31 protein-coding genes and 1 pseudogene are annotated in these 26,251 nt (G+C 59.3%); 25 read left to right on the top strand and 7 right to left on the bottom strand.

The features are described 5' to 3' along the window. Positions 1–291 precede the first annotated feature (291 nt). The gene (locus ABRP86_RS00160) at positions 292–1,077 is read left to right on the top strand and encodes a formate/nitrite transporter family protein (RefSeq protein ID WP_349862031.1); all 786 of its coding nucleotides are present in this window, start codon (positions 292–294) and stop codon (positions 1,075–1,077) included. Here the strand turns inward: ABRP86_RS00160 and fdhD are convergent. Continuing rightward, a complete protein-coding gene (gene fdhD / locus ABRP86_RS00155) occupies positions 1,074–1,892 on the bottom strand; it encodes a formate dehydrogenase accessory sulfurtransferase FdhD (RefSeq protein WP_349862030.1) in 819 nt (272 codons plus the stop codon). The genes ABRP86_RS00160 and fdhD overlap by 4 nt on opposite strands. Beyond that, entirely contained in the window at positions 1,892–2,140 is a 249-nt protein-coding gene (locus ABRP86_RS00150; RefSeq protein WP_005276987.1) for a DUF6457 domain-containing protein, read from the bottom strand. The genes fdhD and ABRP86_RS00150 overlap by 1 nt, the downstream gene beginning before the upstream one ends. Positions 2,141–2,493: 353 nt before the next feature. Here ABRP86_RS00150 and rpsH point away from each other — a divergent pair, with 353 nt between their 5' ends. The 7 genes from rpsH (at position 2,494) to ABRP86_RS00115 (ending at position 5,420) form a co-directional block, all read left to right on the top strand. Then, positions 2,494–2,877: a 30S ribosomal protein S8 gene (gene rpsH / locus ABRP86_RS00145; RefSeq protein WP_005276990.1), complete on the top strand. Its 384-nt coding sequence runs from the start codon at positions 2,494–2,496 to the stop codon at positions 2,875–2,877. Positions 2,878–2,892: 15 nt separating this feature from the next. Next, the gene (rplF, locus tag ABRP86_RS00140) at positions 2,893–3,429 is read left to right on the top strand and encodes a 50S ribosomal protein L6 (RefSeq protein ID WP_023025203.1); all 537 of its coding nucleotides are present in this window, start codon (positions 2,893–2,895) and stop codon (positions 3,427–3,429) included. A gap of 3 nt (positions 3,430–3,432) precedes the next feature. After that, entirely contained in the window at positions 3,433–3,834 is a 402-nt protein-coding gene (gene rplR / locus ABRP86_RS00135; protein WP_023025204.1) for a 50S ribosomal protein L18, read from the top strand. 40 nt (positions 3,835–3,874) lie between these two features. Continuing rightward, positions 3,875–4,498 (top strand): 30S ribosomal protein S5, encoded by a 624-nt coding sequence (gene rpsE / locus ABRP86_RS00130; RefSeq protein ID WP_349862029.1) that lies wholly within the window; start codon positions 3,875–3,877, stop codon positions 4,496–4,498. Between the two features lie 3 nt (positions 4,499–4,501). Further along, entirely contained in the window at positions 4,502–4,687 is a 186-nt protein-coding gene (gene rpmD, locus ABRP86_RS00125; RefSeq protein WP_005276997.1) for a 50S ribosomal protein L30, read from the top strand. Between the two features lie 3 nt (positions 4,688–4,690). Next, positions 4,691–5,137: a 50S ribosomal protein L15 gene (rplO, locus tag ABRP86_RS00120; RefSeq protein WP_005277000.1), complete on the top strand. Its 447-nt coding sequence runs from the start codon at positions 4,691–4,693 to the stop codon at positions 5,135–5,137. Between the two features lie 142 nt (positions 5,138–5,279). Continuing rightward, a complete protein-coding gene (locus tag ABRP86_RS00115; RefSeq protein WP_284639917.1) occupies positions 5,280–5,420 on the top strand; it encodes a hypothetical protein in 141 nt (46 codons plus the stop codon). Between the two features lie 105 nt (positions 5,421–5,525). Here the strand turns inward: ABRP86_RS00115 and ABRP86_RS00110 are convergent, their stop codons facing one another. Both ABRP86_RS00110 and ABRP86_RS00105 read right to left on the bottom strand, forming a co-directional pair. Beyond that, entirely contained in the window at positions 5,526–7,028 is a 1,503-nt protein-coding gene (locus ABRP86_RS00110; protein ID WP_349862028.1) for an FAD-binding oxidoreductase, read from the bottom strand. Positions 7,029–7,039: 11 nt separating this feature from the next. Then, positions 7,040–8,347: a class I SAM-dependent methyltransferase gene (locus ABRP86_RS00105; RefSeq protein WP_349862027.1), complete on the bottom strand. Its 1,308-nt coding sequence runs from the start codon at positions 8,345–8,347 to the stop codon at positions 7,040–7,042. A 384-nt stretch (positions 8,348–8,731) separates the two neighbouring features. On the opposite strand from ABRP86_RS00105, the gene secY reads away from it, so the two are divergent. From secY to eccB, 12 genes are all read left to right on the top strand, one after another. Next, complete coding sequence (secY, locus tag ABRP86_RS00100; protein WP_349862026.1) at positions 8,732–10,057, top strand: preprotein translocase subunit SecY; 1,326 nt, start codon at positions 8,732–8,734, stop codon at positions 10,055–10,057. Then, entirely contained in the window at positions 10,057–10,602 is a 546-nt protein-coding gene (locus tag ABRP86_RS00095) for an adenylate kinase (protein ID WP_349852287.1), read from the top strand. The genes secY and ABRP86_RS00095 overlap by 1 nt, the downstream gene beginning before the upstream one ends. Continuing rightward, the gene (gene map / locus ABRP86_RS00090) at positions 10,602–11,396 is read left to right on the top strand and encodes a type I methionyl aminopeptidase (RefSeq protein ID WP_349862025.1); all 795 of its coding nucleotides are present in this window, start codon (positions 10,602–10,604) and stop codon (positions 11,394–11,396) included. The genes ABRP86_RS00095 and map overlap by 1 nt, the downstream gene beginning before the upstream one ends. 66 nt (positions 11,397–11,462) lie before the next feature. Then, complete coding sequence (locus tag ABRP86_RS00085) at positions 11,463–12,254, top strand: L,D-transpeptidase (RefSeq protein ID WP_349862024.1); 792 nt, start codon at positions 11,463–11,465, stop codon at positions 12,252–12,254. Between the two features lie 259 nt (positions 12,255–12,513). Then, the gene (gene infA, locus ABRP86_RS00080) at positions 12,514–12,732 is read left to right on the top strand and encodes a translation initiation factor IF-1 (protein ID WP_003854422.1); all 219 of its coding nucleotides are present in this window, start codon (positions 12,514–12,516) and stop codon (positions 12,730–12,732) included. A 182-nt stretch (positions 12,733–12,914) separates the two neighbouring features. Next, positions 12,915–13,283, top strand: a complete 369-nt coding sequence (rpsM, locus tag ABRP86_RS00075) for a 30S ribosomal protein S13 (protein ID WP_023025213.1) — start codon at positions 12,915–12,917, stop codon at positions 13,281–13,283. 3 nt (positions 13,284–13,286) lie between these two features. After that, positions 13,287–13,691 carry a 30S ribosomal protein S11 gene (gene rpsK, locus ABRP86_RS00070; RefSeq protein WP_005277076.1) on the top strand — a complete coding sequence of 135 codons (405 nt, stop codon included), beginning with the start codon at positions 13,287–13,289 and terminating at the stop codon, positions 13,689–13,691. 21 nt (positions 13,692–13,712) lie between these two features. After that, positions 13,713–14,318, top strand: a complete 606-nt coding sequence (gene rpsD, locus ABRP86_RS00065) for a 30S ribosomal protein S4 (RefSeq protein ID WP_023016758.1) — start codon at positions 13,713–13,715, stop codon at positions 14,316–14,318. 114 nt (positions 14,319–14,432) lie between these two features. After that, the gene (locus ABRP86_RS00060) at positions 14,433–15,443 is read left to right on the top strand and encodes a DNA-directed RNA polymerase subunit alpha (RefSeq protein WP_349862023.1); all 1,011 of its coding nucleotides are present in this window, start codon (positions 14,433–14,435) and stop codon (positions 15,441–15,443) included. 67 nt (positions 15,444–15,510) lie between these two features. Beyond that, positions 15,511–16,008 (top strand): 50S ribosomal protein L17, encoded by a 498-nt coding sequence (gene rplQ, locus ABRP86_RS00055; protein ID WP_349862022.1) that lies wholly within the window; start codon positions 15,511–15,513, stop codon positions 16,006–16,008. Positions 16,009–16,400: 392 nt separating this feature from the next. Then, positions 16,401–17,282 (top strand): tRNA pseudouridine(38-40) synthase TruA, encoded by an 882-nt coding sequence (truA, locus tag ABRP86_RS00050; protein WP_349862021.1) that lies wholly within the window; start codon positions 16,401–16,403, stop codon positions 17,280–17,282. A 92-nt stretch (positions 17,283–17,374) separates the two neighbouring features. Next, positions 17,375–18,658: a type VII secretion protein EccB gene (gene eccB / locus ABRP86_RS00045; RefSeq protein ID WP_349862020.1), complete on the top strand. Its 1,284-nt coding sequence runs from the start codon at positions 17,375–17,377 to the stop codon at positions 18,656–18,658. On the opposite strand, the gene ABRP86_RS00040 is transcribed toward eccB, so the two are convergent. Then, positions 18,655–19,905, bottom strand: coding sequence for a S8 family serine peptidase (locus ABRP86_RS00040; RefSeq protein WP_349862019.1), 1,251 nt, complete (start codon positions 19,903–19,905; stop codon positions 18,655–18,657). The two genes, eccB and ABRP86_RS00040, sit on opposite strands and share 4 nt — an antisense overlap. Beyond that, positions 19,905–21,353 carry a ubiquitin family protein gene (locus ABRP86_RS00035; RefSeq protein WP_349862018.1) on the bottom strand — a complete coding sequence of 483 codons (1,449 nt, stop codon included), beginning with the start codon at positions 21,351–21,353 and terminating at the stop codon, positions 19,905–19,907. Before ABRP86_RS00035 ends, ABRP86_RS00040 begins: the two co-directional genes overlap by 1 nt. Before the next feature lie 152 nt (positions 21,354–21,505). Between ABRP86_RS00035 and ABRP86_RS00030 the strand changes: the two genes are divergently transcribed. The 5 genes and pseudogenes from ABRP86_RS00030 to ABRP86_RS00010 form a co-directional block, all read left to right on the top strand. Beyond that, on the top strand, positions 21,506–22,849 hold the full coding sequence (locus ABRP86_RS00030; RefSeq protein ID WP_349862017.1) for a cell division protein FtsK: 1,344 nt from the start codon (positions 21,506–21,508) through the stop codon (positions 22,847–22,849). Next, entirely contained in the window at positions 22,828–24,330 is a 1,503-nt protein-coding gene (locus ABRP86_RS00025) for a recombinase family protein (protein WP_046202906.1), read from the top strand. The genes ABRP86_RS00030 and ABRP86_RS00025 overlap by 22 nt, the downstream gene beginning before the upstream one ends. 405 nt (positions 24,331–24,735) lie before the next feature. Beyond that, positions 24,736–25,164, top strand: a complete 429-nt coding sequence (locus ABRP86_RS00020; RefSeq protein ID WP_248100326.1) for a hypothetical protein — start codon at positions 24,736–24,738, stop codon at positions 25,162–25,164. 204 nt (positions 25,165–25,368) lie between these two features. After that, positions 25,369–25,623, top strand: a complete 255-nt coding sequence (locus ABRP86_RS00015; RefSeq protein ID WP_034659529.1) for a hypothetical protein — start codon at positions 25,369–25,371, stop codon at positions 25,621–25,623. Beyond that, positions 25,623–25,865, top strand: a pseudogene (locus ABRP86_RS00010) (recombinase family protein); the annotation flags it as partial. The gene ABRP86_RS00015 and the pseudogene ABRP86_RS00010, both read left to right, overlap by 1 nt. 36 nt (positions 25,866–25,901) lie before the next feature. On the opposite strand, the gene ABRP86_RS00005 reads toward ABRP86_RS00010, so the two are convergent. Continuing rightward, a partial coding sequence (locus ABRP86_RS00005) for an integrase core domain-containing protein (RefSeq protein ID WP_349862016.1) occupies positions 25,902–26,251 on the bottom strand: 350 nt, incomplete at its 5' end.

Here is a 26,251-nt window from a genome sequence, read left to right as displayed (position 1 = left end):
GCCGGGAATTTTTATCAGCAACGCTAGAAGCATGGCCTGGAGTGTTGTGATTTAAGGATATAGTGTGGCGCGGTTGCGCTGCGGATAAGTGAGATCCCTTCCTCCGTGGGTGGTCTTGGTGCTCCACTGTGACCTCCGAGGAAACTAGGGACAATAGGGATGGGTGTGAGTCCAGCTTAGAGTAATAATTTTCTTTTCCGGCTTATCGAGGTAGCGGTTGCGCTAACCGCTACGATAATCCGTGGTTCTCTTGTCCGTATAAGTAAAGCTAAATAAGGAAAATAAGAAACGGTGTCTCTCAACGAAGCTGCCAAGGGCGCATCCCTGAAAAAGGCCGCCCTGCTCGATCAATCATTTGCACGATTTTCTGTCCGCGCAATCCTCGCCGGTGTCTACTTGTGCATCGGTACCGTGTTTGCCGGCGTCGTAGGCCAAGCGGTAGAAGGCGTTGCCCCGGGCTTGGGGTCTGTGGCATTTGCCCTGTTCTTCGGCTTGGGCCTATTTGCCATCGTTATCCTCGGCGCTGAGCTGGCCACCGGCAATATGATGTACATGGTCTACGGGGCGATACAGAAGCACCTATCTTGGGGAAAGGCTGTCTATGTACTGCTTGTTACCACGATCTTTAACCTTCTAGGTGCCATCATCTTTGCCGCCGTCATCGGCATGTCCGCCAAGCTCGCGAATATGGATCCCTCGCACCTTCTGGTCACCATCTCTGAAGGCAAGCTGACCAAATCCCCGCAGGGAATGCTCGTAGAGGGCATGGCCGCAAACTTCGTGGTCAATATGGGCATCGTTAGCGCGGTCTTTGCCAAGGACGTTGTGTCGAAGTTCTTTGTTATCGTCCCGATCATCGGTATCTTCGTGGGCCTGGGTTTGGAGCACGTAATTGCCAATTTCTGCCTCTTTGCGCTTACCTTCTTCGGCAGCGATCCACTGCCGGCCGCACTGACAATTGGCAATGTTGCTCTCAACTGGACGCTGGTGTGGATAGGCAACTTCATCGGCGGCGGCCTGCTCATCGGTGGCGTGTACGCCTGGCTCAATAATGGGCCGGAAGACTACCGCGACTAGGCCAGCGTGCCCGAATAAAGATTAAAGCGATCGGTGCGGGCAAAGCCAACCAGTGCCATGCCGGTCTCGCGCGCGGTCTCTACGGCAAGGGAGGAAGCGGCGCTGACGGCAACGAGCATGCCAAAACCTGCCATGGCGGCTTTTTGGACCAGCTCGAAACTGGCGCGCGAGCTCATGACCATAATGAGGTCATCGGCGGGCAGGCGCTCTTCCATGAGCAGATTGCCAATGACCTTATCAGCGGCGTTGTGCCTGCCGATGTCCTCCCGGATGACCACCGGCTCGCCCTCGAGGGTAAACGCGCCGGCGGCGTGGATTCCGCCGGTTTTGCGGAATTCCTTTTGGGCGGCGCGCAGCTTCTCCGGCAGCTGGACCACCAGCTGTGGGTCCACGGGGATCTGGGGAATGGGGTAGCGCGACTTCTTTGCCAGCGCCTCAATAGACGAGGTGCCGCATACCCCGCAGGCGGACGTCGTCGTGGTCAAGCGGAGATCGCTTAAGTCCAACGGCGTATTCTTCACCAAGTCTATGTCCAGCAGGTTATAGGTATTCATGCCCTCGACGGTGGCACCGGCGCAGTAGCGGGCAGTGGTGACATCGGAAAGCGCGGCGATATGCCCCTCGGAGTGGAGGAAACCGTGCGCCAATTCGATGTCGTGGCCCGGGGTGCGCATGGTGGTGGTGATGGTCTGCCCGCCTACGCGAATCTCAAGCGGCTCCTCGCCGGCGACGGTATCGGCGCGGGTATCTACCTGCGCGTGCTCGCCCAGGCGGACCTTCGTGACGGCAAAGGTGGCATTCTTGCGTCCGGCCATTACTTCAGCGCCTCCTTGAGGGTTTCGATATTTACTTTGGCTTCTGCCGTGCTTGCCGATGCCAACCCCACCACGAACGCCGTCAACGGTGCTGCCGGCCGCGATTGGGTATGGGCCACGTCCTTGGTTAAATCCAGCAGTTCCCGGGTCAGCGCCGTGGCCTCGTGTGGCTCGAGGTTTAATAGCCGTGCGGCTTCTTCAAGCCATTGGTGGGCGGTGCGGATCGGATCTTCGTTCTCGGTACTCATCTGTCTACTCCTCAATTATGTGGCGCTGTATCCGACTGTAATGAATGCAGGGGATTTATTTGGAAAACCGCAGGATATGGCGTAAAGTGTTCCCGCGTGCCTGCGCTACAACCGGTGGACGCGCAAAGCCCTGCGGGTTTTGCGTGTTGAACTGGCGAAACGCAGAGCCGAAAAAGAATTGAACATCAACTTTGTTGTAGGCCCCTCGCCGTTTATAGCGGACCGTTGTCTGAATCAAAGGGTGGCGAGCGCCTTGCGGTATTGACCGTGAGGAGCGTGAGTAGCCCGAAATCACACGGAAAACGCTTTGGTGAGCACGGGAACCGCAACGAGAAAGGTACACGGTCACTCATATGACTATGACTGATCCTATTGCCGACATGCTGTCGCGTGTGCGTAACGCAAGTAACGCACACCACGACGTCGTGTCGATGCCTACCTCCAAGTTGAAGGCAAACATTGCTGACATCTTGAAGCAGGAAGGCTACATCGCTGACTACACCGTTGAGGGTCACACCCTGTCCCTCGAGCTGAAGTACAACAACCGCGAGCGTTCCCTGTCTGGTCTGCGTCGCGTGTCTAAGCCGGGTCTGCGTGTGTATGCAAAGTCCACCGAACTGCCACAGGTCTTGGGCGGCCTGGGCGTGGCTATCATTTCCACGTCCCACGGTGTGCTGACTGACCGTCAGGCTGAGGAGAAGGGCGTAGGCGGAGAAGTTCTCGCCTACGTCTGGTAAAGGGAGGTTTGACACATGTCTCGAGTCGGTCTAGCACCGATCGCCGTACCAAACGGCGTCGAAATCAACATCAACGGCCAAGACGTTGAGGTCAAGGGCCCTAAGGGTACCCAGAGCGTAAACGTTCCGGATCCGATCACCATCAACGTGGAAGACGGCATCTTGACCGTTTCCCGCCCTGATGATCACCGCAAGCACCGTGCACTGCACGGCCTGTCCCGCTCGCTGCTCAACAGCGCCGTCATCGGCGTGACCGAGGGCTTCACCATCAAGATGGAAATATTTGGTGTCGGCTATCGTGTGCAGCAAAAGGGCCAGGACCTGGAATTCAGCCTGGGTTATTCCCACCCGGTCCTCATCAAGGCTCCGGAGGGAATCACCTTCGCAGTGGACGGCAACACCAAGCTGTCCATTACCGGTATTGACAAGCAACTAGTCGGACAGATCGCCGCTAATATCCGTCGCCTGCGTAAGGACGATCCTTATAAGGGCAAGGGTATTCGCTACGAAGGCGAGCAGATCCGTCGCAAGGTCGGAAAGACGGGTAAGTAAGCAATGGCAAACACTGAAAACACGAAGCGCACTCCAGTCGGCAAGGACATTTCTTCTCGTCGTCGCGAAGCACGCGCACGCCGCCACTTCCGTATCCGTAAGACCCTGCGTGGCACCCCTGAGTCCCCGCGCTTGGTCCTGCACCGCTCTTCGCGCCACATGCACGTCCAGGTCATCGATGACTTGGCAGGCCACACCCTGGTTTCCGCATCCTCCATGGAAGCGGACATCCGTGCATTCGAGGGCGATAAGAAGGCAAAGGCTGCCAAGGTGGGCGAACTGATTGCTGAGCGCGCCAAGGCCGCTGGCATTGAGCAGGTCGTCTTTGACCGCGCAGGCTACAAGTACCACGGCCGCGTCGCTGCGCTGGCAGACGCCGCACGTGAAGGTGGTCTGAAGTTCTAATGATCATCGTCAACGGAAACATCAACGGAAGGATCGCGTAATGTCGGACCGTGAACAGCGTGACGGCGGACGCTCCGCCGAGAACAACAAGAACAACCGCGGCGGCAACGGCCGTCGCAACGATCGTCGTAACCAGCAGGACAACGAGCGCGATAAGTACATCGAGCGCGTTGTGACCATCAACCGCGTCTCCAAGACCGTTAAGGGCGGCCGCAACATGTCCTTCACCGCTCTCGTCGTCGTTGGTGACGGCCAGGGTCAGGTAGGCGTTGGCTACGGCAAGGCTAAGGAAGTTCCGGCTGCAATCCAGAAGGGTGCAGAAGAGGCTCGCAAGAACCTCTTCCGCGTACCTATGGTTGCCGGCACCATCACCCACCCGGTAGAGGGTCGCGACGCAGCGGGCATCGTCATGATGAAGCCCGCCGCTCCTGGTACTGGTGTCATCGCCGGCGGTGCTGCTCGTCCAGTGCTCGAATGCGCTGGCGTGCAGGACATTCTGTCGAAGTCCCTGGGCTCCGACAATGCACTCAACGTCGTCCGCGCTACCGTGGACGGCCTCAAGCAGCTGGTTCGCCCCGAAGAGGTTGCCGCACGCCGTGGCAAGTCCCTCGAAGAGGTCACCCCGGCCCGTATGCTGCGCAAGCGCGCAGGTCAGGAGGCATAAACAATGGCTCTGAAGATTACACAGGTAAAGGGCCTGGTGGGCACCAAGCCGAACCACCGCAAGAACATTGAGGCTCTGGGCCTCAAGCGCATCGGTCAGTCCGTAGTTAAGCAGGACACCCCGATTATCCGCGGTATGGTTCACAAGGTTCGCCACCTGGTCACCGTCGAAGAAGTGGCAGGGGAGTAAACCATGGCTGATATCATCAAGCTGCACGACCTGCGCCCAACCGCAGGAGCAAATAAGCCCAAGACCCGCGTCGGCCGCGGTGAGGCATCCAAGGGTAAGACCGCTGGTCGCGGTACCAAGGGTACCGGCGCTCGTAAGCAGGTTCCCGCTGCTTTCGAGGGTGGACAGATGCCCATCCACATGCGTCTGCCTAAGCTCAAGGGATTCAAGAACCCGAACCACGTTGAGTACCAGGTTGTTAACGTGGCTGACTTGGCCGAGAAGTTTGCCGATGGCGGCGACATCACCGTCGCTGACATCGCAGCTGCTGGCCTCGTCCGCGCTAACCAGCCGGTCAAGGTTCTGGGCAGCGGCGACATCAACGTTAAGTTGAACGTCACCGCAGACAAGTTCTCCAAGTCCGCTGTAGAAAAGATTGAGGCTGCTGGCGGTTCCGCCAACACCAAATAATCTGGACTAGAGAATAGCTACACCCCCCTTCCTCGCACTTTATGTGCGGGGCGAGGGGGCGTTGTCGATCTGTGGGGACGTATGCATAGCAGTGGTAGTGTTATCACAGTAAACACTCATTGCTATTAGCTAGGAGTCTGCTATGTCGTCCATTTCTTCATTCCTTGCCGCTATTATCTCCGCTGCGCTGGCGCTCGCCGGCTCCACCGGACCCGTCGACGCAAACCCGCAGCTGTCTCAGCCGGATAACACTGAGACCGCGCAGGTGGCCCAGGCGCAGTAGTCGCTAGCTCTTGGGCCGCATAGTCGCCCCGGGATCGGCTTAAAGCTACGCAAAGGGTGGAACGCTTTCACGAGCGTTCCACCCTTATGTGGTTTTGGGTCCGTCCTAGGCCTCGTCCACGGTCTTTTCAAAAAGCCCTGGGAAGCGGTCGTCGGGGTCCGTTACGGCCTTGATGGCATCGGGGAGTTTCCCGCCATAGAGCTCCTCGAACCGCTCGCGGGAGTAGAAGGCCTCGGAGTACAGCGACTTGTGGCCGCCTAAGTCATTGACCTTCTCTTCAATGACGCGGTTGAACGCGCCATTGCCGGGGGCGCTGGGATCGACGTGATCGCCATCTACACCGGACCAGAAGCCGACGTTGACCCACGTCTTGCCAGGGCGCAACGGGTACAGCGGCCAGGGGTCCTGGGACTCGGCGGCAATATCGCCGGTACCCACGAGATCGCCCACGCCATCGCGCAGGCGGATGGGGCAGAGCCATACCGGTTGGATATCGGAGGCCTGGAAGAACCAGTGGAGGAACTCCGGAAGGTTTTCCGGGGTGACCTCGATATCCTGGACCACGCGCTCGGCGCGCGGCTTACCGTGTGGCTTTTTGATGAAGTTGTACTCCAACTCGTACTTGCGGTCCAAGCGCACCAACTTCCAATAGAACGAGCTGCGGCGCAGCTCGCGCGGCCAGACCTTGCGCACCTTGGGGTTCTGGGCGCCAAAGGCCCGGGAGCACCAGAACCAGTCGGTATCCCAGCGCCAGATATAGTCGCGGATGGTAAGGCGGTCGCGCCGCATGCCCTGGGCGTGTTGCAGGCTGCGGTAGTAGATCTTATCCCGGGTGTAATCGGAGGTAGGGCCCTCCTCATCGGTAAAGCGCGCGAAGACGAGGTAAGCCTCGTCCTCGGAAAAGACCACGCCGTCTAGGCCATCGACGGTCTCACCCTCGTGGGTGTGGTTAACGGAGACATCGGCAAGCGCGCGGCTTGCCTCTTCTACCGAGTGGAAGCGCTGCTCGCGCAGCTCCACGTAGGGCGGGACGGGCTCGAGCTCGATCTTGAGGCGCACCGCGTAGCCCAAAGAACCATAGGAATTGGGGAAGAGGCGGAAGAGGTCTACGTTTTGCTCGCGCGAACAGGTAAGAATCTCGCCGGTGCCGGTGAGGATGTCCATCTCGATGACGGACTCGTGCGGCAGGCCGTTGCGGAAACTGGTGGACTCCACGCCCATGCCGGTGACCGCGCCGCCCAGGGTGATGGTTTTTAGCTGCGGAACCACAAACGGCATAAGGCCGTGCGGCAAGGTGGCATCGACCAAGTCCTCGTAGGTGCACATGCCCTGCACATCGGCGGTGCGGGCGAGGGGATCGACCTCGATGACCCCGCCCAGGCCGGAGACGTCGAGGCCTACCTGATTCTCGCTGCGGCCGCGGAAGAGGTTAGAGGTTTTCTTGGCCAGGCGCACGCGCTTGCCGGCGGGGACCTCGCGGAAGCTGCGCAGCAAGGTGTCTACGCCGGCGCGGTGGGCCTGCCAGCCCACTGGCTCGATGCGCACGGCGTCGACGGGGCGCGGCTGCAGGGCAGAAACGCGCTCGCGTAAGTGATCCAAAAGGGTCATTTGGGCTCCTTTTAAAAGCGGCTGTCTTCCCACCAACGGCGCTCAGGCACGCCGGCGCGGGAGCCGGCCTCACCGAGCTTGATGCCCAAGAAATGGTAGAGGTTAATGATATTGCGCTCGAAGCCCCACTCCGAGCCGGCCATGTAGATGCCGTAGAGGCGGGCGGTGGGCAAGCCGACCAGATCGCAGGCCTCTTCCCAGTTTTCCTTCAAGTTCTCGCACCATTCGTGCAGGGTGCGCATGTAGTCAAAGCGAAGGGACTCGGTGTGGAAGACCTCGAAGCCATTGTCCTGCATGGCCTTGGTGACGTTGCCAGAGCCGGTGAGCTCGCCATCGGGGAAGATATAGCGGTCGATGAACCCGCCCTTGGGTGTCTTGTGGTTATCCGGGTAGGTGATGTTGTGGTTCAACATCAACCCGCCGACCTTGAGCTTGCTGTACATGAACTTGAAGAAGTCATTGTAATTCTGCACGCCGATGTGCTCGATGATGCCGATGGCGGAGATGGCATCGAAGCCTTGTTCTTTGACATCGCGGTAGTCCATGAAGCGGACCTCGGCCAGATCCTGCAGGCCTTCTTCCTCAATCTTCTTTTGGCCCCACTCGGCCTGCTCTTGCGACAAGGTCACGCCGATGGACTTCACGCCGCGGCGAGCGGCGTAGCGCACCATGCCTCCCCAGCCACAGCCCACGTCCAGGTGGGTGTCGCCTTCCTTTAGGCGCAGCTTGTCAAAGATCAGGCGGTACTTGTTTTCCTGTGCCTCCTCCAACGTGGCATCCGGGGTGGGGAAGTAGGCGCAGGTATAGGTCATGGAATCGCCCAAGAAGAGCTCGTAGAAGTCATTGCCCACGTCGTAGTGATCAGAAATGACGTCGGCATCGCGCTCCTTGGAGTGCTTGGACAGGCCGTCGTGCAGCTTACGGCGCAGCCAAGAGGCGCGCTCTACCTCAGGCACCGGCTGGATGCGGAAAGCACCCATGGAAGCAAGCGAACGAATCACGCGCGCCATGTCCTTGGCGCTGGGCTTTTCAAACTTGTCATACATCGCGTGCAGGGCGTTGAAGATGCCGTACGGGTGGGCGGGGTGCTCACCTTCTACAGAGATGCCATCGGTGACGTAGGCGCGGGCGAATCCGACGTCGCCTGGGTGGGTGGCGATATAAGCAAGTCCGCCAAGGCTATTGATGGTGACCTTGTATTCGGCATCGACAGGGCCGGTGGCCGAGCCATCAAAGGCCTCCCAGCGGAACGGGTTGGGACTAGGGATGAAGACGTCGATGATCTCAGCAACGGTCATCGGCGTGAATTTTTTGCTCATTCAGACTTCTTTCGCAATGTTGGGTTCACACCAATAACGACCTTGGTGTTTAGGGACCGCAAGGCCGGAATACTACGGGTAGAAAATTGCGCAGGGCAATAATTAACATGGTAAACCCCTAGCGGAATAAGCGCGAAAGAAAAGGCAATCATTGTCACATAATGCGGGTTAGATGTGGCTCGCAGTTATATGGCTGGTAGGGTTATGGGGTCAAAAGTGTTCCACCGTTCCTTTGGGACTCCTTGTCTTTACTTCATAACGCCGTGTGAGAAAGATGTGGAGCCCTGAGGGGGCCAACGAGTGTCCACCTCCGTGTGTTGCTGCAATAAGAATCCTTAAGATTCGCGTGTGGCAGTGACAGCGGTAGGCCAGGAGGATTTTGTAGTGTCCGCCATTTTGCAGGCTTTTAAGGATGCCGACCTACGCAAGAAGATCGTCTTCACCGTCGTGATGATCATTGCGTACCGCATCGGTGCACAGATCCCGTCGCCGGGTGTAGATTACGCGTCAATTGCAGGACGCTTGCGTCAACTGACAGAGGAATCAGGAGACCTGTACTCCGTGATTAACCTGTTTTCTGGTGGCGCCCTATTGCAGCTGTCGATCTTCGCCATCGGCATCATGCCCTACATTACGGCTTCCATCATTGTGCAGTTGCTGACCGTGGTTATCCCGCGCTTTGAGCAGCTGAAGAAGGAAGGTCAATCTGGGCAGGCAAAAATGACCCAGTACACCCGCTACCTCACGCTCGCCTTGGCGCTGCTGCAATCCTCCGGCATCGTCGCGCTGGCGGACCGCGAGCAGCTGCTGGGCCAGGGCGTGCCGGTCTTAGCGGAAGACCGCAATTTCTTCACCCTCATCCTGCTGGTGGTGACGATGACCTCCGGCGCCGTCCTCGTGATGTGGATGGGCGAGCTGATTACGGAAAAGGGCATTGGCAACGGCATGTCCCTGCTCATTTTCGCTGGTATTGCTACGCGCCTGCCTACCGATGGCATGAATATCCTGCAAAACAACGGCGGGATGGTCTTTGCCATGGTGCTGGCCGGCCTTATTGTCTTGGTCGTCGGCATTACCTTCATCGAGCAGGGCCAGCGCCGCATTCCGGTGCAGTACGCCAAGCGCATGGTGGGCCGTCGCCAGTACGGTGGCTCTTCCACCTACTTGCCGCTCAAGGTCAACCAGGCCGGCGTTATCCCAGTCATCTTCGCCTCCTCGCTTATCTATATGCCGGTGCTGATCACGCAGATCGTCAACTCCAGCTCCGTGAACACCCCGGATAACTGGTGGCAGCGCAATGTCATTGCGCACCTGCAGGCGCCGTCGTCCTGGCAGTACATCGTCTTGTACTTCCTGCTGACCATTTTCTTCGCGTACTTCTACGTTTCGGTGCAGTACGACCCCGCCGAGCAAGCGGATAACATGAAGAAGTACGGTGGCTTCATCCCAGGCATCCGCCCGGGCCGCCCTACGGCGGAGTACCTCGGCTTTGTTATGAACCGCCTGCTCAGCGTCGGTGCCCTGTACTTGGCGTTGATTGCCATTTTGCCGAATATCCTCCTGGACCTCGGCGTCGGCCACTCTTCTGCTAACGGCACCTCCGCCTTTGGTGGTACGGCCATCTTGATTATGGTCTCCGTTGCGTTGACCACGGTCAAGCAGATTGAATCCCAACTTCTCCAATCCAACTACGAAGGACTATTGAAATAATGCGTCTTGTACTTCTCGGCCCTCCCGGTGCTGGCAAAGGCACCCAGGCAGCAATCCTGAGCGAAAAGCTTGGTGTCCCGCACATCTCCACCGGCGATCTCTTCCGCGCCAATATTGGCGAGGGCACCCCGCTCGGGATTGAGGCGAAATCCTATATTGACGCCGGCAAGCTCGTGCCTACCGATGTCACCGCGCGCATGGTAGAAGAGCGCCTCGGCCAAGACGACGCCAAAAACGGCTTCCTCTTGGACGGTTTCCCGCGCACCACCGAGCAGGCAGACATCTTGGAAGAGCTATTGTCCAAGAAAGGTGAAAAGCTCGATGGTGTATTGAACTTCGAGGTATCTGAGGACGTCGTTGTCGAGCGCATGATGGCCCGTGGCCGCGCCGACGATAATGAAGAAACCATCCGCACCCGCCTCGGCGTTTACCGCGAAGAGACCTTCCCGCTCATCGAGCACTACGGCGATGCCATCATCCCCATTAAGGCAGAAGGATCCGTCGAAGAGATCAACGCCCGCGCCATGGAAGCACTGGGCAAGTAATGGCTTTTCGGCGCCGCACCAAGCGCATCCCCGCCCGCACCGCAGGCGAGCTGGATGCTATGCAGGCGGCTGGCGAGATCGTCGGCAAGGCGCTGCAAGCAGTCCGCGCTGCGGCGGCGCCGGGGGTGAGCACTCTCGAGCTCGATGCGGTGGCGGAACAGACCATCCGCGATGCCGGTGCCACCCCTACCTTCAAGGGCTACGAGGGCTTTCCGGGCTCCGTTTGTTCCTCCGTCAACGATGTCATCGTGCACGGCATCCCGGATGCTAAGACGGTGCTTGCCGATGCCGACCTCGTCTCCATCGACTGCGGCGCCACCCTCGATGGGTGGGTAGGAGACAGCGCGTGGTCCTTTCCCATCGGCGAACCCGATCCGGACGTTGCGGCATTGAACGCGGCGACCGAATGGGTGCTGATGGAAGGCCTGCAGGCGATGGTCCCGGGCAACCGCCTGACGGATGTCTCCCACGCCCTGGAGCAGGCGACTTACCGCGCCGAAGAAAAGTTCGGCGTATCCCTCTATATCGTGGACGGTTATGGTGGTCATGGAATTGGCCGGACCATGCACGAAGAACCCTACTTGGAAAATGAGGGAAAGCCTGGCCGCGGTCCCCTCATTCAAGAGGGCTCTGTGCTAGCAATCGACCCGATGCTCACTTTGGGCACCGTCGCTAGTGCGGTGCTGGAAGATGATTGGACGGTGGTCACGCTCGATGGCTCCACTGCCGCCCACTGGGAGCATACGGTAGCCGCGACGGCGGACGGCCCACGCATTCTCACTAGGCGCTCTTGATATACATTCCTAAAAATCGCCTCTTAAACTAGGCGATAATCCCCTGAAAGGTTTATACTCACCACTATGTCTAAATTCAGCCTCCGCAAGTTAAGTGCCACCGTTGCTGCACCAGCAGTGGCTGGTGTCATGGCATTGAGCACCATTGCCGGTGCCCCGGCAGCTTCTGCTCAGCAACTCCCTAATCTTGATCAGCTCACCGCGCAGGCCCAGCAGCAAGTTGATAACTTCCAGGGCCAGACCCGTGACCAGGCATGGCAGACCCGTACTGATATCCTGGATCAGGCTGAGAAGTACGCCCCAGAACTGGCACCGAATGTACAGTCCGCAGTGGATAGTGCACTGGAATTCCTTTTCCCGGGCCTAGTTGCGCAGAAGAACGAGGAAGCACGCCAGGCTCGCGAGGATGCTGAGCGCGCACACGCACAGCAGGTTGCGGAAGAAAAGGCGAAGGCTGAAGAAGCGGCGCGCCGTGCGGAGGAGCAGCGCCGCGCTAACGAATTCGACCGTGGCTCCTGCCCAGCAGACGCCAAGATCTGCGTCGACCTTGATGGCCGCCGCACCTGGTTGCAGGAAGGCGGCGAGGTTTCCTACATTTCCCCATCCATGTCCGCTGGCATGGTGGGTGAGGAAACCCCGCGCGGCACCTTCCACGTTAATCGCAAGGTGAAGGACGAGATCTCCCGCGAGTTCAACAACGCGCCGATGCCGTACTCCATCTACTTCACCAACAACGGCCACGCTTTCCACTTGGACAACACCAACGTTGACTCCAACGGTTGCGTCCATCTGCCGTACGATGCAGCAGTTCGCTACTGGAACGATGTCCAGATTGGCGACAAGGTCTACATCTACTAATTCGGTGTAGCTCACCGCGTTAACACGCTTTACCCTCGCGCTTGGTTCCGGAATAAGGAACTGAGCGCGAGGGTAACTTTAGTTTTCCTCCGCCGGTTAAGGATTTATGAAAGTGCGTACGGTTTGGAAATCGTGTCGCTGCAGCGTATGCTGGTTTGACGGTGTATAGCGCCAGTAGGTCTGGTTGGCTTGCACCACCGCAGTAGACAACAAACATGCAGGTGACAGGTACTTGTCTGTCGCCAGAAAAGTAGAGGTTATGGCTAAGGAAGGCGCAATTGAGGTAGAGGGTCGCATTGTCGAGCCTTTGCCAAACGCAATGTTCCGTGTCGAGCTCGACAATGGGCACAAGGTTCTTGCACACATTTCCGGTAAGATGCGTCAGCACTACATCCGCATCCTCCCGGAGGATCGCGTCGTCGTAGAGCTGTCTCCTTATGACCTGACCCGCGGACGCATCGTCTACCGCTACAAGTAAACACAGTCAGCCTCCTCACCCAAGGGCGAAGCATGACTTTGTCCTGTACACCTCAGGCTACGGTGGCCTGAGCCCGCACTGGTAAGCAACCCAAGGATCCCCGGCACGGTCCGGGCGAAGCGTTGCATGGAGCGGGACGGATGGGGAGAAAACCGCCGTAACAACCCGAAAGGACACGCCTTATGGCACGTCTAGCTGGTGTTGACCTCCCACGCAATAAGCGTATGGAGGTCGCTCTCACCTACATCTACGGCATCGGTCCAACCCGTGCCAAGGAATTGCTAGAAAAGACTGGCATTTCTCCTGACCTGCGCACCGACAACCTGGATGATGAACAGGTTTCGGCACTGCGTGACGCAATTGAAGGCTCCTGGAAGGTAGAGGGTGACCTCCGCCGCCAGGTTCAGGCTGATATTCGTCGCAAGATTGAAATCGGAAGCTACAAGGGTCTGCGCCACCGTCGCGGTCTGCCAGTACGCGGTCAGCGTACGAAGACCAACGCGCGTACTCGTAAGGGCCCGAAGAAGACGATCGCAGGAAAGAAGAAGTAGTTCATGCCTCCAAAGACTCGTTCCGGCGCACGCCGTTCCGGCCGTCGCGTCGTCAAGAAGAATGTGGCTCTGGGCCACGCATACATCAAGTCCACCTTCAACAACACCATCGTCTCGATCACCGATCAGACCGGTGCTGTTATCTCCTGGGCATCCTCCGGCCACGTTGGCTTCAAGGGTTCCCGTAAGTCCACTCCGTTCGCTGCGCAGATGGCCGCTGAAAGCGCCGCACGCAAGGCAATGGATCACGGCATGAAGAAGGTTGACGTATTCGTCAAGGGTCCGGGCTCCGGCCGCGAGACCGCCATCCGTTCCCTGCAGGCTGCAGGCCTCGAGGTTTCCTCGATCACGGATGCAACTCCACAGCCGCACAACGGCTGCCGTCCGACCAAGCGTCGCAAGGTTTAAGGGAAGGAAAGAGGTAAGAAAATGGCTCGTTACACTGGCCCCGCTACCCGCGTATCCCGCCGTCTTCGCGTCGACTTGGTCGGCGGAGACATGGCATTCGAGCGCCGCCCGTACCCTCCGGGACAGGCTGGCCGCAACCGCATCAAGGAATCTGAGTACCTGCTGCAGCTCCAGGAGAAGCAGAAGGCAAAGTACACCTACGGTGTGCTGGAGCGTCAGTTCCGCCGCTACTACACCGAGGCTAACCGCCTCCCAGGCAAGACCGGTGACAACCTGGTCATCCTGCTGGAGACCCGCCTCGACAACGTGGTTTACCGCGCAGGTCTGGCACGTACCCGCCGCCAGGCTCGCCAGCTCGTTTCCCACGGTCACTTCACCGTGAACGGCAAGAACATCAACATTCCGTCCTACCGGGTTACGCAGTACGACATCATCGATGTCCGACCGCGTTCCCAGAAGATGGAGTGGTTCGAAGACGCTCAGGACGCTCTTATCGATGCCAACGTACCGGCATGGTTGCAGGTCGTTCCTGATACGCTGCGCATCCTCGTGCACCAGTTGCCCGAGCGCGCTCAGATCGACATTCCGCTGCAAGAGCAGCTCATCGTCGAGCTTTACTCGAAGTAAACTGTTATACCGCACGGCCCTTCAAGGCCACGCGGTCCATCAGGAATCTTCAACCTCAAGATTTTTACCCCCTCTACCGGCGTCAAATAGCGGTCGCCGAAAAGGAGAATTGCAATGCTCATTTCCCAGCGTCCTCAGCTCACCGAGGAATTCATCGACTCGTCTCGTTCCAAGTTCGTCATCGAACCGCTCGAGCCTGGCTTTGGCTACACCCTCGGTAACTCGCTGCGTCGCACCCTGCTGTCGTCCATCCCGGGCGCAGCGGTAACCTCCATCAAGATCGATGGTGTGCTCCACGAGTTCACCACTATCAACGGTGTGAAGGAAGACGTTTCTGAGATCATCTTGAACATCAAGAGCATGGTCCTGTCCTCCGACTCCGATGAGCCGGTGGTTATGTACCTGAGCAAGGAAGGCCCTGGTGATGTCACCGCTGGCGATATCCAGCCGCCCGCTGGCGTGGAGATCCACAACTCGGATCTGCACATCGCTTCGCTGAATGACACCGCTAAGCTGGACATTGAGCTCGTCGTCGAGCGCGGCCGTGGCTACGTCCCGGCTGCCGCAACCTCTGGGGAAATCGGCCGTATTCCAATCGACCAGATTTACTCCCCAGTGCTGAAGGTCTCCTACAAGGTCGAAGCTACTCGTGTTGAGCAGCGCACCGACTTTGACAAGCTGACCATCGACGTCGAAACCAAGAACTCGATTTCCGCCCGCGACGCCCTGGCTTCTGCCGGCGGCACCTTGGTCGAACTCTTCGGCCTGGCTCGCGAGCTAAATAACGCAGCCGAAGGCATCGAGATTGGTCCCTCCCCGCAGGAGACCGAGTACATCGCCGCCTACGGCATGCCTATCGAGGACTTGAACTTCTCCGTTCGCTCCTATAACTGCCTGAAGCGTCAGGAAATCCACACCGTCGGCGAGCTTGCAGAATGCACCGAGTCCGACCTGCTGGATATCCGCAACTTCGGTCAGAAGTCGATTAATGAGGTAAAGATCAAGCTGGCTAACTTGGGCCTTGCTCTGAAGGACACCCCTGAGGACTTCGACCCCACCCAGCTCGAGGGCTACGACGCAGAAACCGGTGACTTCAAGGACCCGGCTGCGGACGATTCCGAGTAAAGAATCATCCTGAACTGCGGCACTCGTTGCCGCGCGCTCAACTTTTACCGCACACGAGGAGTAAACAATGCCTACCCCGAAGAAGGGTGCCCGTCTCGGTGGCTCCGCCAAGCAGCAAGCTCACATGCTGAGCAACTTGGCAGCTAGCCTGATCGAGCACGGCGCCATCAAGACCACCGATGCCAAGGCGAAGGTTCTTCGCCCGTACGTTGAAAAGATCATCACCAAGGCTAAGTCCGGCACCATTGCTGACCGCCGCGCAGTGCTGAAGCTCATCCCGCGCAAGGATGTTGTTTCCCACCTGTTCGACGAGGTTGCACCGAAGTTTGAGAACCGTGAGGGTGGCTACACCCGCACCATCAAGCTGGACAACCGCACCGGTGACAACGCCCCGATGTCCCAGATCTCCCTCGTTCTTGAGGAGACCGTGACCTCCGAGGCTAACCGCGCTACCCGCGCTGCCGCTTCCAAGGCCGCTGAGGCTGAAGAGGCTCAGGCAGACGAGGCTGCAGAGACCGAGGCTCCGGCCGAGGACACCGCAGCTGAGGAGTCCGAGGAGAAGTAATCTCTCCTGGCTGCTGAATTCACGCCGGCCCTAACGTCGCGTGTGGATTGCAGTTTCTACTCGCAGCAGTAGCGCCCAATCGCCGCCTTCCCATTCTCTTTACGAAGAGAGACGGGGAAGGCGGCTTTTGTCGTTTTGAACTTGCAACCTCATATACCCGGTCCCGCTCCGTCGTGCGGCTCCATCGCCCGACTCCATCGCGCGGCTTCGCCATGCAGCAGGCCACCCAACGTCCAACGCTCAACCTCCCATGGGCATCCTCCACTGCGATAACTGAGCAAATACGGCCCTCAGATATTGCATTTTCTGCTCAAAACGAACAGGGGAGGTGTAGCAGGAGAGGTTGCACATTTCGGGAACCCGCCGATGCCTCCGGTAGCATTAGGTTCACCATGACTGAAGCAGCACCGATCGCACATGAGGGACCAGCGGAAGGATTCGTTCGCCTCCGGTTAGACCTGGCCTATGACGGCACGGATTTCCACGGCTGGGCTAAGCAAAAGGGCGGACTGCGTACCGTCCAGGGCGTGCTCGAGGACCAGCTGGCAATGATCGCGCGGACAGAGGTTCCGCTGACGGTGGCTGGCCGTACGGACGCGGGTGTCCATGCCCGCGGGCAGGTGGCGCACGTGGACGTACCGCAGGAGATGCTGGAGCAACGGTCGGTGGCAGGCGATCCGGGCACGTTAGTGCGCAGGCTTGCCAAGCTGTTGCCGGAAGACGTCCGGGTACACGGCTGCGATTTCGCGCCAGAAGGTTTTGATGCCCGATTTTCCGCGCTGCGCAGGCACTACGTGTACCGAATAACCACTAGCCCTCGGGGCGCGCTGCCGACGCGGGCGCGCGATACGGCCGAATGGTTCAAACCGGTAGATATGGATCCCATGCAGGATGCGGCGACCGCGCTGGTGGGCCTGCACGATTTTGCGGCCTTTTGTAAGGCCAAGCCGAATGCCACTACCATTCGCGAATTACAGGAATTTAGCTGGCAGGATGTCTCGACGCCGGAGGAACCGCAGCTCTTTGAGGCCCGAGTGACCGCGGACGCCTTCTGCTGGTCGATGGTGCGCTCATTGGTTGGTTGTTGCTTAAGTGTTGGGGAAGGCCGCAGGGACGTCGACTTTGCCGCGGCATTGCTGCAGGAAACCAAGCGCTCCTCCCGCATTCCCGTGGCGCCGGCGAAGGGCTTGTCCTTAGCGCAGGTGGATTACCCGGAGGCGGGCGACATGTCCGCGCGGGCTGATGTGACGAGGGAAAAGCGCACGACCTTGTGAATACACGCTGCCAAGTGGCAGGGGTGTGGCACCTGCGCTAGCCTGAGGTCTGGGTTTATTTAGACTTTCGGGGAATTTTCGGGGGGAAATTCATGGCACGTCCATTGCCAACGACTAAGGCCCAAGTTTCGGGCCATAAATTTTTGCGCCGCCGCGTGGAACACGGTCTCGTGTTGGGCGATACGCGCATGATCCACGATCCGCTGGCCCGCCGCCGCAAAGCGATGATGTTTGGCGGAGTAGGAGTGGCCTTTTTGGCGGTCGGCTCTGGCCTATTGGCCTGGTTGCAGCCGAGCCCGCAACCAGGGGATGCGCCCATCGTCCGCTCGGAACAGGGGCAGCTTTTCGTGGACGTCAACGATAAGTACCACCCCGTTTACAACCTCTCTTCCGCGCGGATCATCGCCGGCGAGGCGGCCGAGGCGCAGACCATTGGGGACGAGCATTTGCGCGAGGCCTCGTTGGGCACGCCCGTGGGGATTTCGGATGCGCCCGGCTATTTGGCCGCACCGGGCGAGACACCGCAGCGCTCGTGGGCGGCGTGCCTTGCCGGACATGATGAGCAGCCTGCGGATAATCCCACCAGCATCGATGGCCAACAGGTAGCCCAAGAAGAGGTCATCGTGGTGGCGGATCCGCCGCAGGAGGGCTTTGAGGAGAAGCGCGCCGCGCTCGCAGAAACGGATGGTGCGCAGTGGCTGCTCACCGCGGACGGGCGGGTGCGCTTGCCCGATGCGCAGAGCACGGAGGGCCGGGTCATCCGCCGCGGGATTGGCATAGACGGGAGCACCCATGCGTGGCCCGTCCCTGCGGAGTTGCTCAATGCCTTTGCGGAGCAGCCGCCGCTGACGTTTCCCGATCCGCTGCCGGACATCATGGCTACCGGGCAGGGCCAGTGGGCCCGGACAGACGAGGGCGTGGCCGAGCTCTCCGCCACCCAGGCAGACATGCTGGTTAGCTACGGCGCGACGCGCAAAGAAGCCTCACCGCAAGAGGTAGGCGCGCTTGCCGATGCCCCCTTAAACTTCCGCCTGCCCGCCACCACCTTCGACTTCGTTGGCCCAGATGAGGGCTGGATGTGCGCCGATAGCGACGGCGGCGCAGCGATGGTCACCGAGAACCCCGGGACGGTAGCGCTCGCCGGAGAGGGCATAGCGGATCGTTTTGGTGGGCTATCGGCAGGAGGAGTTGGCGTGGATACCGGGCATGGCTATCACGTTGTCTCGCCTACGGGGCAGCGCCATGCGGTGGACAATAAGGAACTCTTGGAGGCCCTCGGCACCGGCATAGGAGCCGAGGTTCCGTGGGAAATCATCCGGCTACTGCCAGAGGCCTCGCGCTTGGACCGGGACGAAGCCCTGCAGGTCAGCCCTTAGGCCGACTTGGGTCGGCGTAGCCCGCGGGCAACCGCCAGGCCGGTCAGCAGCAGGACTAACCCGCCGAGCACCCACCCGGCACGGCTCGCCGCTGGGGAGTGTTCTTCTTTGGCGGGGTGGATAGTCAGATCGCGGGCGGGTGCGGCATATTCGCCATCGATATGGGTCAGGGCGGCGAGCGGGTCGATGAAACCGTTGCCGGGCTCGCCGGCAGAGAGAAGCCGTTGGCGTATATCGGCGGCGCTGGCTTCTGGGTAGCGCTCGGCTAATAAAGCGGCGGTGCCGCTAACCACCGGGGCCGCGAACGAGGTGCCGTGGAACTGTGCCAAGGAATCCTGCTGGTTCTTTCCGTCTGCCCAACCACCGGCGGGGTTTAGCGCTAAAGGAACGAAGCCGTGGGCGGATAGTTGTGGGCCATCGACGGGCGTGAGCGAGTATTCGGCGAGTGCGTGGGCATCCTCTTGGGCGCTAACGGATAAAACGGTCGGTGAATCAGCGGGAAAGACGTGATCGCCTTCTTCACAGGTGCCGGAGGAAATATTGCCGGAGGCTGCGATGACTACCGCGCCGGTATCTTCTGCATGGCCGAGCGCCTCATCTAAGCGGGAGCTATCGATGCGCTGTGCGGTCTTCTCTGGAACGCAGGACACCACGGAAATATTGATCACCCGGGCGTTGTCCTCCACGGCATGTTCGATGGCGCGGGCCAGCGTGTCGAGCGAGCCGGTGGTGCTGTCCTCGTCGGACTCACCGGCCGTGCCATCGTAGTGGCGATAATGCGCGCTGGTTTGGCGGATGGCGCGGATCTCAGCGCGCGGGGCGATGCCAATATCGTGCCCAGCAATGATGCCGGCTACAACGGTGCCGTGCAGGTCGCAATCCCGGTGCGGATCCGGTTCTTCCGGAGTGACCAGGTCCGCGCCTGCGGTGAGATTTGGCAACTGATCGTGGTGGGCAACGCCGGTATCGATGACGGCTACCTTTATGCCCTCGCCAGTGGCAAAGGAATGCAGCTGGGAGCGGTAGGCGCGCTGGTCTGCGGAAGGTTCTGGCGCTAGGGGAGAAGGATGCGCGGTGGCGCATTCCCGGTCCGGTTCCCGCGCGCTCGCGATGGGAGCGGTGGGAGCTGCTGTGATGAAGCCGCCGGTACCGGCGAGGACACACGCGGTGAGGACACAAGCAGCAAGCCTTGAACTGCCGTTGAAACCAGGCTGTGCGGAAGAATAACGCGAGCGGGTGTGGTGCATTATCCCAGCCCCCGAATGAGCTCGAAGATCCCGGCGAGGTGCGCGGCAAGCGGCAGGCAGGCGGCGATGGTGAGGGACTCGAGGCGTTCAAACCAGGCGATGGTCGTTGGCTCCACCTCGCTCATTTTGGCCGTCCACAGTGGGGCGCTTAGCATCGCGGCAAGCAGGAGAGCGGCGACCACCGTCGGCGCCCAAGCGCCGGCAAGCCCGTCCGCGGCAATCGCATGCACGGCGCACAGGCAGGCGGTGAGGCAGGCAACCATGGCGACGAGCATGAGCGCCCAGCTGGCAAGCACGCGCCCGTGACGCGCGGCGTGCATGACCACCGTTCCGGCAACAGAGACGCAGAGTGCTTGGACGAAGCCGAGCCCGGTTAAACCGGTTCCGAAAAGCACGGCGATGCGAGAACCGATGGTAGCGGCGGATCCCGCCTCGCCCACGGTCCCGTCCGTGGCCACGAGGGTGCCGGTGCCGGTGAAACTAAGCGCGATGAGGGCCGGTATGAGGCAAAGCGCGATTCCGCAGCAGATGCCCTCGTAGGCATACCCGGCGCGGATGGCGCGATCGTCCACATCGGGCTGGCGCTCATCCGAGACGGCGAGGTCTTGGCCCGCAGTGGGCAATTGCGGCACCTTGAGCCCCGCGGTGGCGATGGTCAGCGCGGGAGCGGTGGCAAGCAAAATGACTCCCGCGATAATGATGCCCGCGGCCGCGGCGGTGCCGTGGCTCGTGCCGATGCCCGAATTGCCACTCAGTCCAGGAAGCAGGTAGCTCACGGACGCAATGAGCACTAGCCCGGCGATGGTGAGCGCGCCGGAGGTCATGCGTACCGTGCTTAACCGGGTGAGGTGGCAGGCTAATAACGCCGCGAGCAGGGTGGCGCTGGTGGTGAGGGCGGCATAGGGGGCATCGGCAAGCGCGGGCGAAATAAGCGCCCAACCGCTCGCCGCCCCTGCCGCTAGGGTGAGCATGACAAGCGATAGCGCCCGCGTCCACAGGGCGAGCACGAAGGCCGCGATGGCGAGCCCGGCGCAGGCCACCGCCGGAAGTGAGAGTACCCACGCGACGGCGAAGGCCGCGGCAAGCCCAGCCCACGCCCAGACGATGGGAATGGCGGAGGTGGTGTCGTCGTGGGTCTGGGCGGCGAGGGATTCGGCGGCGTCGCGGATTACGGGCGCGGGGCGCTCCTCGCGCGGGGCGAGCACCAGGATGGAGCCCTCCGCAAGCGGCGTGGCGGCAAGCGGTGCGGTGAGGTCGATGGTGCGTCCAGAGGCCGTACTGGCGCGCCAGGGTGAGTCGATCGCGGGTGCATCGACAAGGTCAGTAAGTTCTGCCATGAGCTCGCCGAGGCTGGAGCTTAACGGCAATGCCACGTCTGCTTCCTTGTGGAAGGAATCTGCGTGGATGCGGATGGTAAGGCGCAGGTGATGCGCCGTTGGAGCGGTCATAATTCCCCCGAATTGTCTCTTGATTGTGGGCGTCCCCCTTGCCCAATGCCACATATTGTGGCTTACTGGTGGCGTCGTGTCCACCGCAGCGCGGGGAATCTTGGCAGGGGGCCAAGAGCGCTAAGCGCGTGGATCGGGGGAGGATTTTACCCATGCTTGGGATCGGGGAAACCCACATCGTGGAACCATTGACCGTGCCGCTCAGGGACGCGCCACCGCCGCTTCCCACCGGCACCATCGAGGCAGAGGAAGTGCCGGAAGCGGTGCGCCCACAGCCGGTGCCCTTGGTGCGCTTGCTGCTGCCCATCGTGATGATCGCCGCCATGCTGGGCATGGTGGTGCTGATGGTGCTGGGCGCGGGCGACTCGCGGCATATCAGCCCGGTATCCCTGATGTTTCCACTCATGATGCTGGCCAGCATGGCCATGATGTTTGGGCCACAAAATAGCGGGCAGGACCCGGATGAAACCCGGCGGACCTACTTGCGCCACATTAAGGCGCTGCGGGAAAAGGCCCTGGATAATGCCAGTGCGCAGCGTGTGCACGAGTTGTATCGACACCCGGATCCGGCGGGACTGGAACCGCTGGTGGGATCGCGGCGCATGTGGGAGCGCGGGCCTGATGATCCGGATGCCTTGGAGGTGCGCGTGGGCACTGGGCCCACCACGTTGTGCACGCCCATCAACGTGCCTGATTCTGGTGCGACCGAGGACCTGGACCCGGTCTGTGCGGTGAGCATGCGCCAGGCCATCAAGGCGGTGGGCACCGTTCCGGATCTCCCGGTGGTCATCCAATTGCAGGCCTTTAGGTTTTTATCCTTTACCGGCGATAATGCCCGCGATACGGTGCGCGCCCTCGTCATGCAGCTAGCCCTGGCGCACGGTCCCGAGACCATCGGGATCGAGGCTATCGGCGGCGAGTGGGAGTGGTTAAAATGGCTGCCGCACACCCGGGAGCCGGACAAGGCGCGGTTTCGCATTGTGCTTGTCGATGCCCTCCTGACCACCGGCACCGAAGACTTCTTCCACGGCGATTCTTATACCACCGTCATTGAGGTAGGTGGTGCGCCGTCGTCTGCGTTGAGCCTGCGCGCGGAACAAGAAGGCCTGTGCCTCGTCGCGGCGGATACCCTGCAGGCGGTCACGGCCGCGGGCGTGGAAGAACTGGGCACACCCGATAGTTTGGGCACTGCCGCGGCCACGATTATGGCCCGCCGGATGGCGGTCTTTCGCCGCCCCGATAGCACCTCTGGGCGCCGGGGCAATGATTTGCTGGGGCTGCTCGGTTACAGTGGCGTGGACGAATTGGTCGCCAGCGGCATGTGGCACGGGCGCGATGGTGCCTCGCGGCTCATGGTGCCCATCGGCATCGATTCCATCGGACAGCCGGTGACCGTGGATCTCAAAGAATCCGCGCACGGCGGAATGGGGCCGCACGGCCTATGCATCGGGGCAACGGGCAGCGGTAATAAGGAATGTGGGTTTGGGGTACAATAGGGCATATGACAGCGACTACATCACAGCGTGCGGCGATTTACGCACGTATTTCGTTGGATAAGCAGGAAGAAGCCGGTGTGAAACGGCAAATTCACCTCGCCACTAAGCAGGCTGAGGCTGACGAGGCTAAGGTGGTCGCCACCTACGTGGACAACAACATCTCCGCCTTCTCTGGCGACCCTCGCCCTGATTACAACAAGCTTATTCACGCCATCGAGAACCACGAGATTGACGTTGTTTACGTCTACGCACTCGATAGGCTGACCCGTCGCACCAAAGACACATTGGCGCTCTTTGAGTTGTGCGAGAAGTACAACGTCACCGTCAAAGCGAACCGTGGCTACAACATTGACCCTTCAGACCCCGCATCGCGGCTCACTATCGTGATTCTTGGTCTGATTGCTGAGCAGGAGTCTATTGATCGTGCTGCACGTATTCGAGCTGCCTACGAAGACCGGGCTCGGACAGGGCGGCCTAAGACAGGCGGGCGGCGTATGTTCGGCTACGAGGCTGACGCTGAGACCATCATCGACGAAGAGGCCAAGGCTATTCTCGACGCCGCCGCGATGGTCATTGCTGGAAAGACTCTGCGCGAAACCGTGCGCGAGGTCTTTCATGCACGCAGTCTTACTGCGACTTCAGGCAGGCCTATGTCGGCGCCAACGCTGCGAGACATTTTACTCAACCCACGCGTGCGCGGCTTGAGTACGTTCAACCCAACTGACCCGGATACGGGGAAACGTCTTGTTAAAGATCGCAAAATCATTGGTAAAGGCAACTGGTCTGCGATTATCGACGAGGTTACAGGTGAAAAGCTCGATGCAATCTTGCGCGACCCGTCGCGGCGGCTCTCACATAGCGGTAACGCACCGCGCTATTTCCTCGCTTCTGTCCTGACCTGCACCTGCGGAGAACCGATGTATTCGCGTAGTCGGCGGAACACGGATGGTAAACCTCGTCGTTTCTATACCTGCAAGCGCTCTGAGCCGGGCGGTACCCATGTCTCTATCGGTGCTGAGGTTGATGATCTTATCGAAGCTGTCATTCTTAAACGCATGGAGCAACCTGACGCCGTGGATGCGTTGCGTAAGGCCTTGGCACCAGAGAACAACACCCTTACCGAACGACTCCAAGAACTTTCAGGACGGCGAAACGCGCTGTTGGCCAAGCGTGAGCAGATTGAAAATTCTGCTATCGATGAAGAGATTGACATGCCAACATTCGTGCGAATGTCAAAGAAAATTGAAGCTCAGATTGCAGGTCTTGATGGAAAAATGCGTGAACTAACGACCAGTCATGCTGCTGACCCCCTTGCTGTAGAACTTGTCGACGTGCCGGACTTTGCCAAGTGGTGGGGCGGTGCCTCTGTTGAGGATAAGCGACGGCTGACTCGGCTGCTAATGGAAATTCGCATCCTGCCTGGCAAGCCTGGCGCTAAGAAATTCGACCCGCACCGCGTGAAGATCACCTGGCTACAGTAGCTGTCTGTGAAGCGCTTCTCCGAGGGAGTGCTGCGAGAGCTGGCAACCAATCTGTCCACGTTCCTCGGGGGCGACACCGCTCAACCGTAGCGTTTGGGAAAAATTAGACACGACTCTCGCAGCCTCGCATGTCGAGCGCTGGAAAGAATATCTTAACTGTCTGATATCGTTAATTTTTTAATTGGGTTACACTTCTCCGCTACAGTGGAGTTACATTCTCGACCTCCTGCCAACAGCGATGGCGGGAAGATTGGCGGTAGTAAATTGCGCACTTCCATCAAAGGCGGAGAAAGATGCGGATTTGTACATGAACAAATTCGGAAAATGTGCATAAAAGACACTGCTACCCTCAGCCTAGGTATGCAAATTCTGGAGCTTTCACAGTAAAAGGTGATCCGATTTAATATGTTGGGCGAAACTCTTCTTTTTACAACTTACTTCCTCGCTCGAGAGTCTGACCTTGAACAATTCCATAAACAGTATTTAAAAAGAGTGGATAAGGCTCGAGATATCACAGAGATACTCTATGTAACTGACGAAATTACACATGGGGGAGACGGAGTAATTCGCGAAGTCATGATGCAAGATTTCCGTAGGGATATGCGAGACTTTGGCACTTACCCATTTGATGAATCTGAATGGGGTTTGTATAGCCTTTCATGTGTGGCTAAAGACGTTGACGAACCCGCGATGGAAGGGGCTGGTGTCTCTCGGCTATGGCGTGATTTGGCATTAGGTGAAGAGACAGTACCTAGGGAATTTACCAGTCATGTAAAAGCCGTTAATGTGTCGAGCGATGGCAGAGGGTTCCCTCTGGGATCTATTTGTGCTTGATTGTGATCCGGAAATTCAACGGAATATCCATATGATAAATGCCGTCACCTCTTGATTAAGGCAGAGGGTGTATCAGGGTGGTACACCCTATTGTTACGCCGGTGTGCGGCAGAATGTTTCCTGTAAAATAGGGCCGTTCCTAGCATTGTTTTACACGTGTCTAGCGGGGTCTAAGCCTTATGTTTACAGAAAGTGGTGAGTGTGATGTTATCGTCTGACGGTTTCCATATTGAAAGTCATATTGACTCTGTACCCGCGTTGGCGCGGGTGAAAGATCTGCATGGTGGACTCTCGTCGGGGCAGCAGGCGTTGGGCAGGATTGTACAATCCTTGCTTGCTGACGCTGATGGCCTCGACGGTGTTCAGCTTTATGCCCTCTCGGATGCAATCGAGTCGTATCGTGATGCAGTCATAGAACAAGAGAATGCCGCCTTTAAACCTTCGCGGAGCGAAGACTAATGGTCAATGACTCTGGTTCGCATGGGCAGCGGGTGGGCTATATCCGTGTCTCCACGGTGGAGCAGAATAATCAGCGCCAGAAAGAACTACTCAATGCTTCCGGCAGGATTGACCGGTTTTTTGAAGATAGGATTTCCGGCCGCACCAAGACTGCCCGCCCTGGACTTGTCGAGTGTATGGCGTACGTGCGAGACGGTGACGAACTTGTCGTGTCGTCGATTGACCGTCTCGCCCGATCGCTGGGGCCCGAACCCCGGAAAGTGGACACGGGGATTTAATCAAGATGCGATAGTAAGTGTAGCTGATCCGGCGGCTTCGAAGGCGTTCGGCGAGCGATAGCCGCACCACGAGTGCAAGCGCTTGGTGTTGTAGTGCGTGCACCACCGGAACACGTCCCGACGACATACGAGCTGGCTTGGGAAAACGGACTCGTCCTGGAGGACTTCCCGTTTCAGCGTGGCGTTGAACGACTCCGCCAACGAGTTGTCCGCGCTCGTCCCGATTGCTCCCATCGACTGGGTGACACCGAATCGTTCACACAGCTTCCGGTATTGCCCAGAGGTATAGACGCTGCCATGATCGGAGTGGAAAATCGCCCCGTCAAGGTTGCCTCGGACCCCGTGGGCCA

The organism is Corynebacterium sp. KPL3927 (assembly GCF_040225835.1).
Lineage (GTDB): Bacteria > Actinomycetota > Actinomycetes > Mycobacteriales > Mycobacteriaceae > Corynebacterium.
Note: the sequence above shows the minus strand (reverse complement) of the source record. Positions and strands in the feature narration are given on the sequence as shown.

Bases quoted from the DNA above. Each gene is read 5' to 3' on its own strand.
- rplR (WP_023025204.1), top strand. From the start codon at position 3,433: ATGGCAAACACTGAAAACACGAAGCGCACTCCAGTCGGCAAGGACATT.
- ABRP86_RS00020 (WP_248100326.1), top strand. From the start codon at position 24,736: ATGTTGGGCGAAACTCTTCTTTTTACAACTTACTTCCTCGCTCGAGAG.
- ABRP86_RS00095 (WP_349852287.1), top strand. From the start codon at position 10,057: ATGCGTCTTGTACTTCTCGGCCCTCCCGGTGCTGGCAAAGGCACCCAG.
- ABRP86_RS00085 (WP_349862024.1), top strand. From the start codon at position 11,463: ATGTCTAAATTCAGCCTCCGCAAGTTAAGTGCCACCGTTGCTGCACCA.
- infA (WP_003854422.1), top strand. From the start codon at position 12,514: ATGGCTAAGGAAGGCGCAATTGAGGTAGAGGGTCGCATTGTCGAGCCT.
- rpsK (WP_005277076.1), top strand. From the start codon at position 13,287: ATGCCTCCAAAGACTCGTTCCGGCGCACGCCGTTCCGGCCGTCGCGTC.
- rplQ (WP_349862022.1), top strand. From the start codon at position 15,511: ATGCCTACCCCGAAGAAGGGTGCCCGTCTCGGTGGCTCCGCCAAGCAG.
- ABRP86_RS00015 (WP_034659529.1), top strand. From the start codon at position 25,369: ATGTTATCGTCTGACGGTTTCCATATTGAAAGTCATATTGACTCTGTA.
- rpmD (WP_005276997.1), top strand. From the start codon at position 4,502: ATGGCTCTGAAGATTACACAGGTAAAGGGCCTGGTGGGCACCAAGCCG.
- ABRP86_RS00110 (WP_349862028.1), bottom strand. From the start codon at position 7,028: ATGACCCTTTTGGATCACTTACGCGAGCGCGTTTCTGCCCTGCAGCCG.
- ABRP86_RS00105 (WP_349862027.1), bottom strand. From the start codon at position 8,347: ATGAGCAAAAAATTCACGCCGATGACCGTTGCTGAGATCATCGACGTC.
- ABRP86_RS00040 (WP_349862019.1), bottom strand. From the start codon at position 19,905: ATGCACCACACCCGCTCGCGTTATTCTTCCGCACAGCCTGGTTTCAAC.
- rpsH (WP_005276990.1), top strand. From the start codon at position 2,494: ATGACTATGACTGATCCTATTGCCGACATGCTGTCGCGTGTGCGTAAC.
- rpsD (WP_023016758.1), top strand. From the start codon at position 13,713: ATGGCTCGTTACACTGGCCCCGCTACCCGCGTATCCCGCCGTCTTCGC.
- ABRP86_RS00060 (WP_349862023.1), top strand. From the start codon at position 14,433: ATGCTCATTTCCCAGCGTCCTCAGCTCACCGAGGAATTCATCGACTCG.
- rplF (WP_023025203.1), top strand. From the start codon at position 2,893: ATGTCTCGAGTCGGTCTAGCACCGATCGCCGTACCAAACGGCGTCGAA.
- fdhD (WP_349862030.1), bottom strand. From the start codon at position 1,892: ATGGCCGGACGCAAGAATGCCACCTTTGCCGTCACGAAGGTCCGCCTG.
- truA (WP_349862021.1), top strand. From the start codon at position 16,401: ATGACTGAAGCAGCACCGATCGCACATGAGGGACCAGCGGAAGGATTC.
- map (WP_349862025.1), top strand. From the start codon at position 10,602: ATGGCTTTTCGGCGCCGCACCAAGCGCATCCCCGCCCGCACCGCAGGC.
- ABRP86_RS00030 (WP_349862017.1), top strand. From the start codon at position 21,506: ATGCTTGGGATCGGGGAAACCCACATCGTGGAACCATTGACCGTGCCG.
- rpsM (WP_023025213.1), top strand. From the start codon at position 12,915: ATGGCACGTCTAGCTGGTGTTGACCTCCCACGCAATAAGCGTATGGAG.
- ABRP86_RS00035 (WP_349862018.1), bottom strand. From the start codon at position 21,353: ATGACCGCTCCAACGGCGCATCACCTGCGCCTTACCATCCGCATCCAC.
- rpsE (WP_349862029.1), top strand. From the start codon at position 3,875: ATGTCGGACCGTGAACAGCGTGACGGCGGACGCTCCGCCGAGAACAAC.
- ABRP86_RS00115 (WP_284639917.1), top strand. From the start codon at position 5,280: ATGTCGTCCATTTCTTCATTCCTTGCCGCTATTATCTCCGCTGCGCTG.
- eccB (WP_349862020.1), top strand. From the start codon at position 17,375: ATGGCACGTCCATTGCCAACGACTAAGGCCCAAGTTTCGGGCCATAAA.
- rplO (WP_005277000.1), top strand. From the start codon at position 4,691: ATGGCTGATATCATCAAGCTGCACGACCTGCGCCCAACCGCAGGAGCA.
- ABRP86_RS00150 (WP_005276987.1), bottom strand. From the start codon at position 2,140: ATGAGTACCGAGAACGAAGATCCGATCCGCACCGCCCACCAATGGCTT.
- ABRP86_RS00025 (WP_046202906.1), top strand. From the start codon at position 22,828: ATGTGGGTTTGGGGTACAATAGGGCATATGACAGCGACTACATCACAG.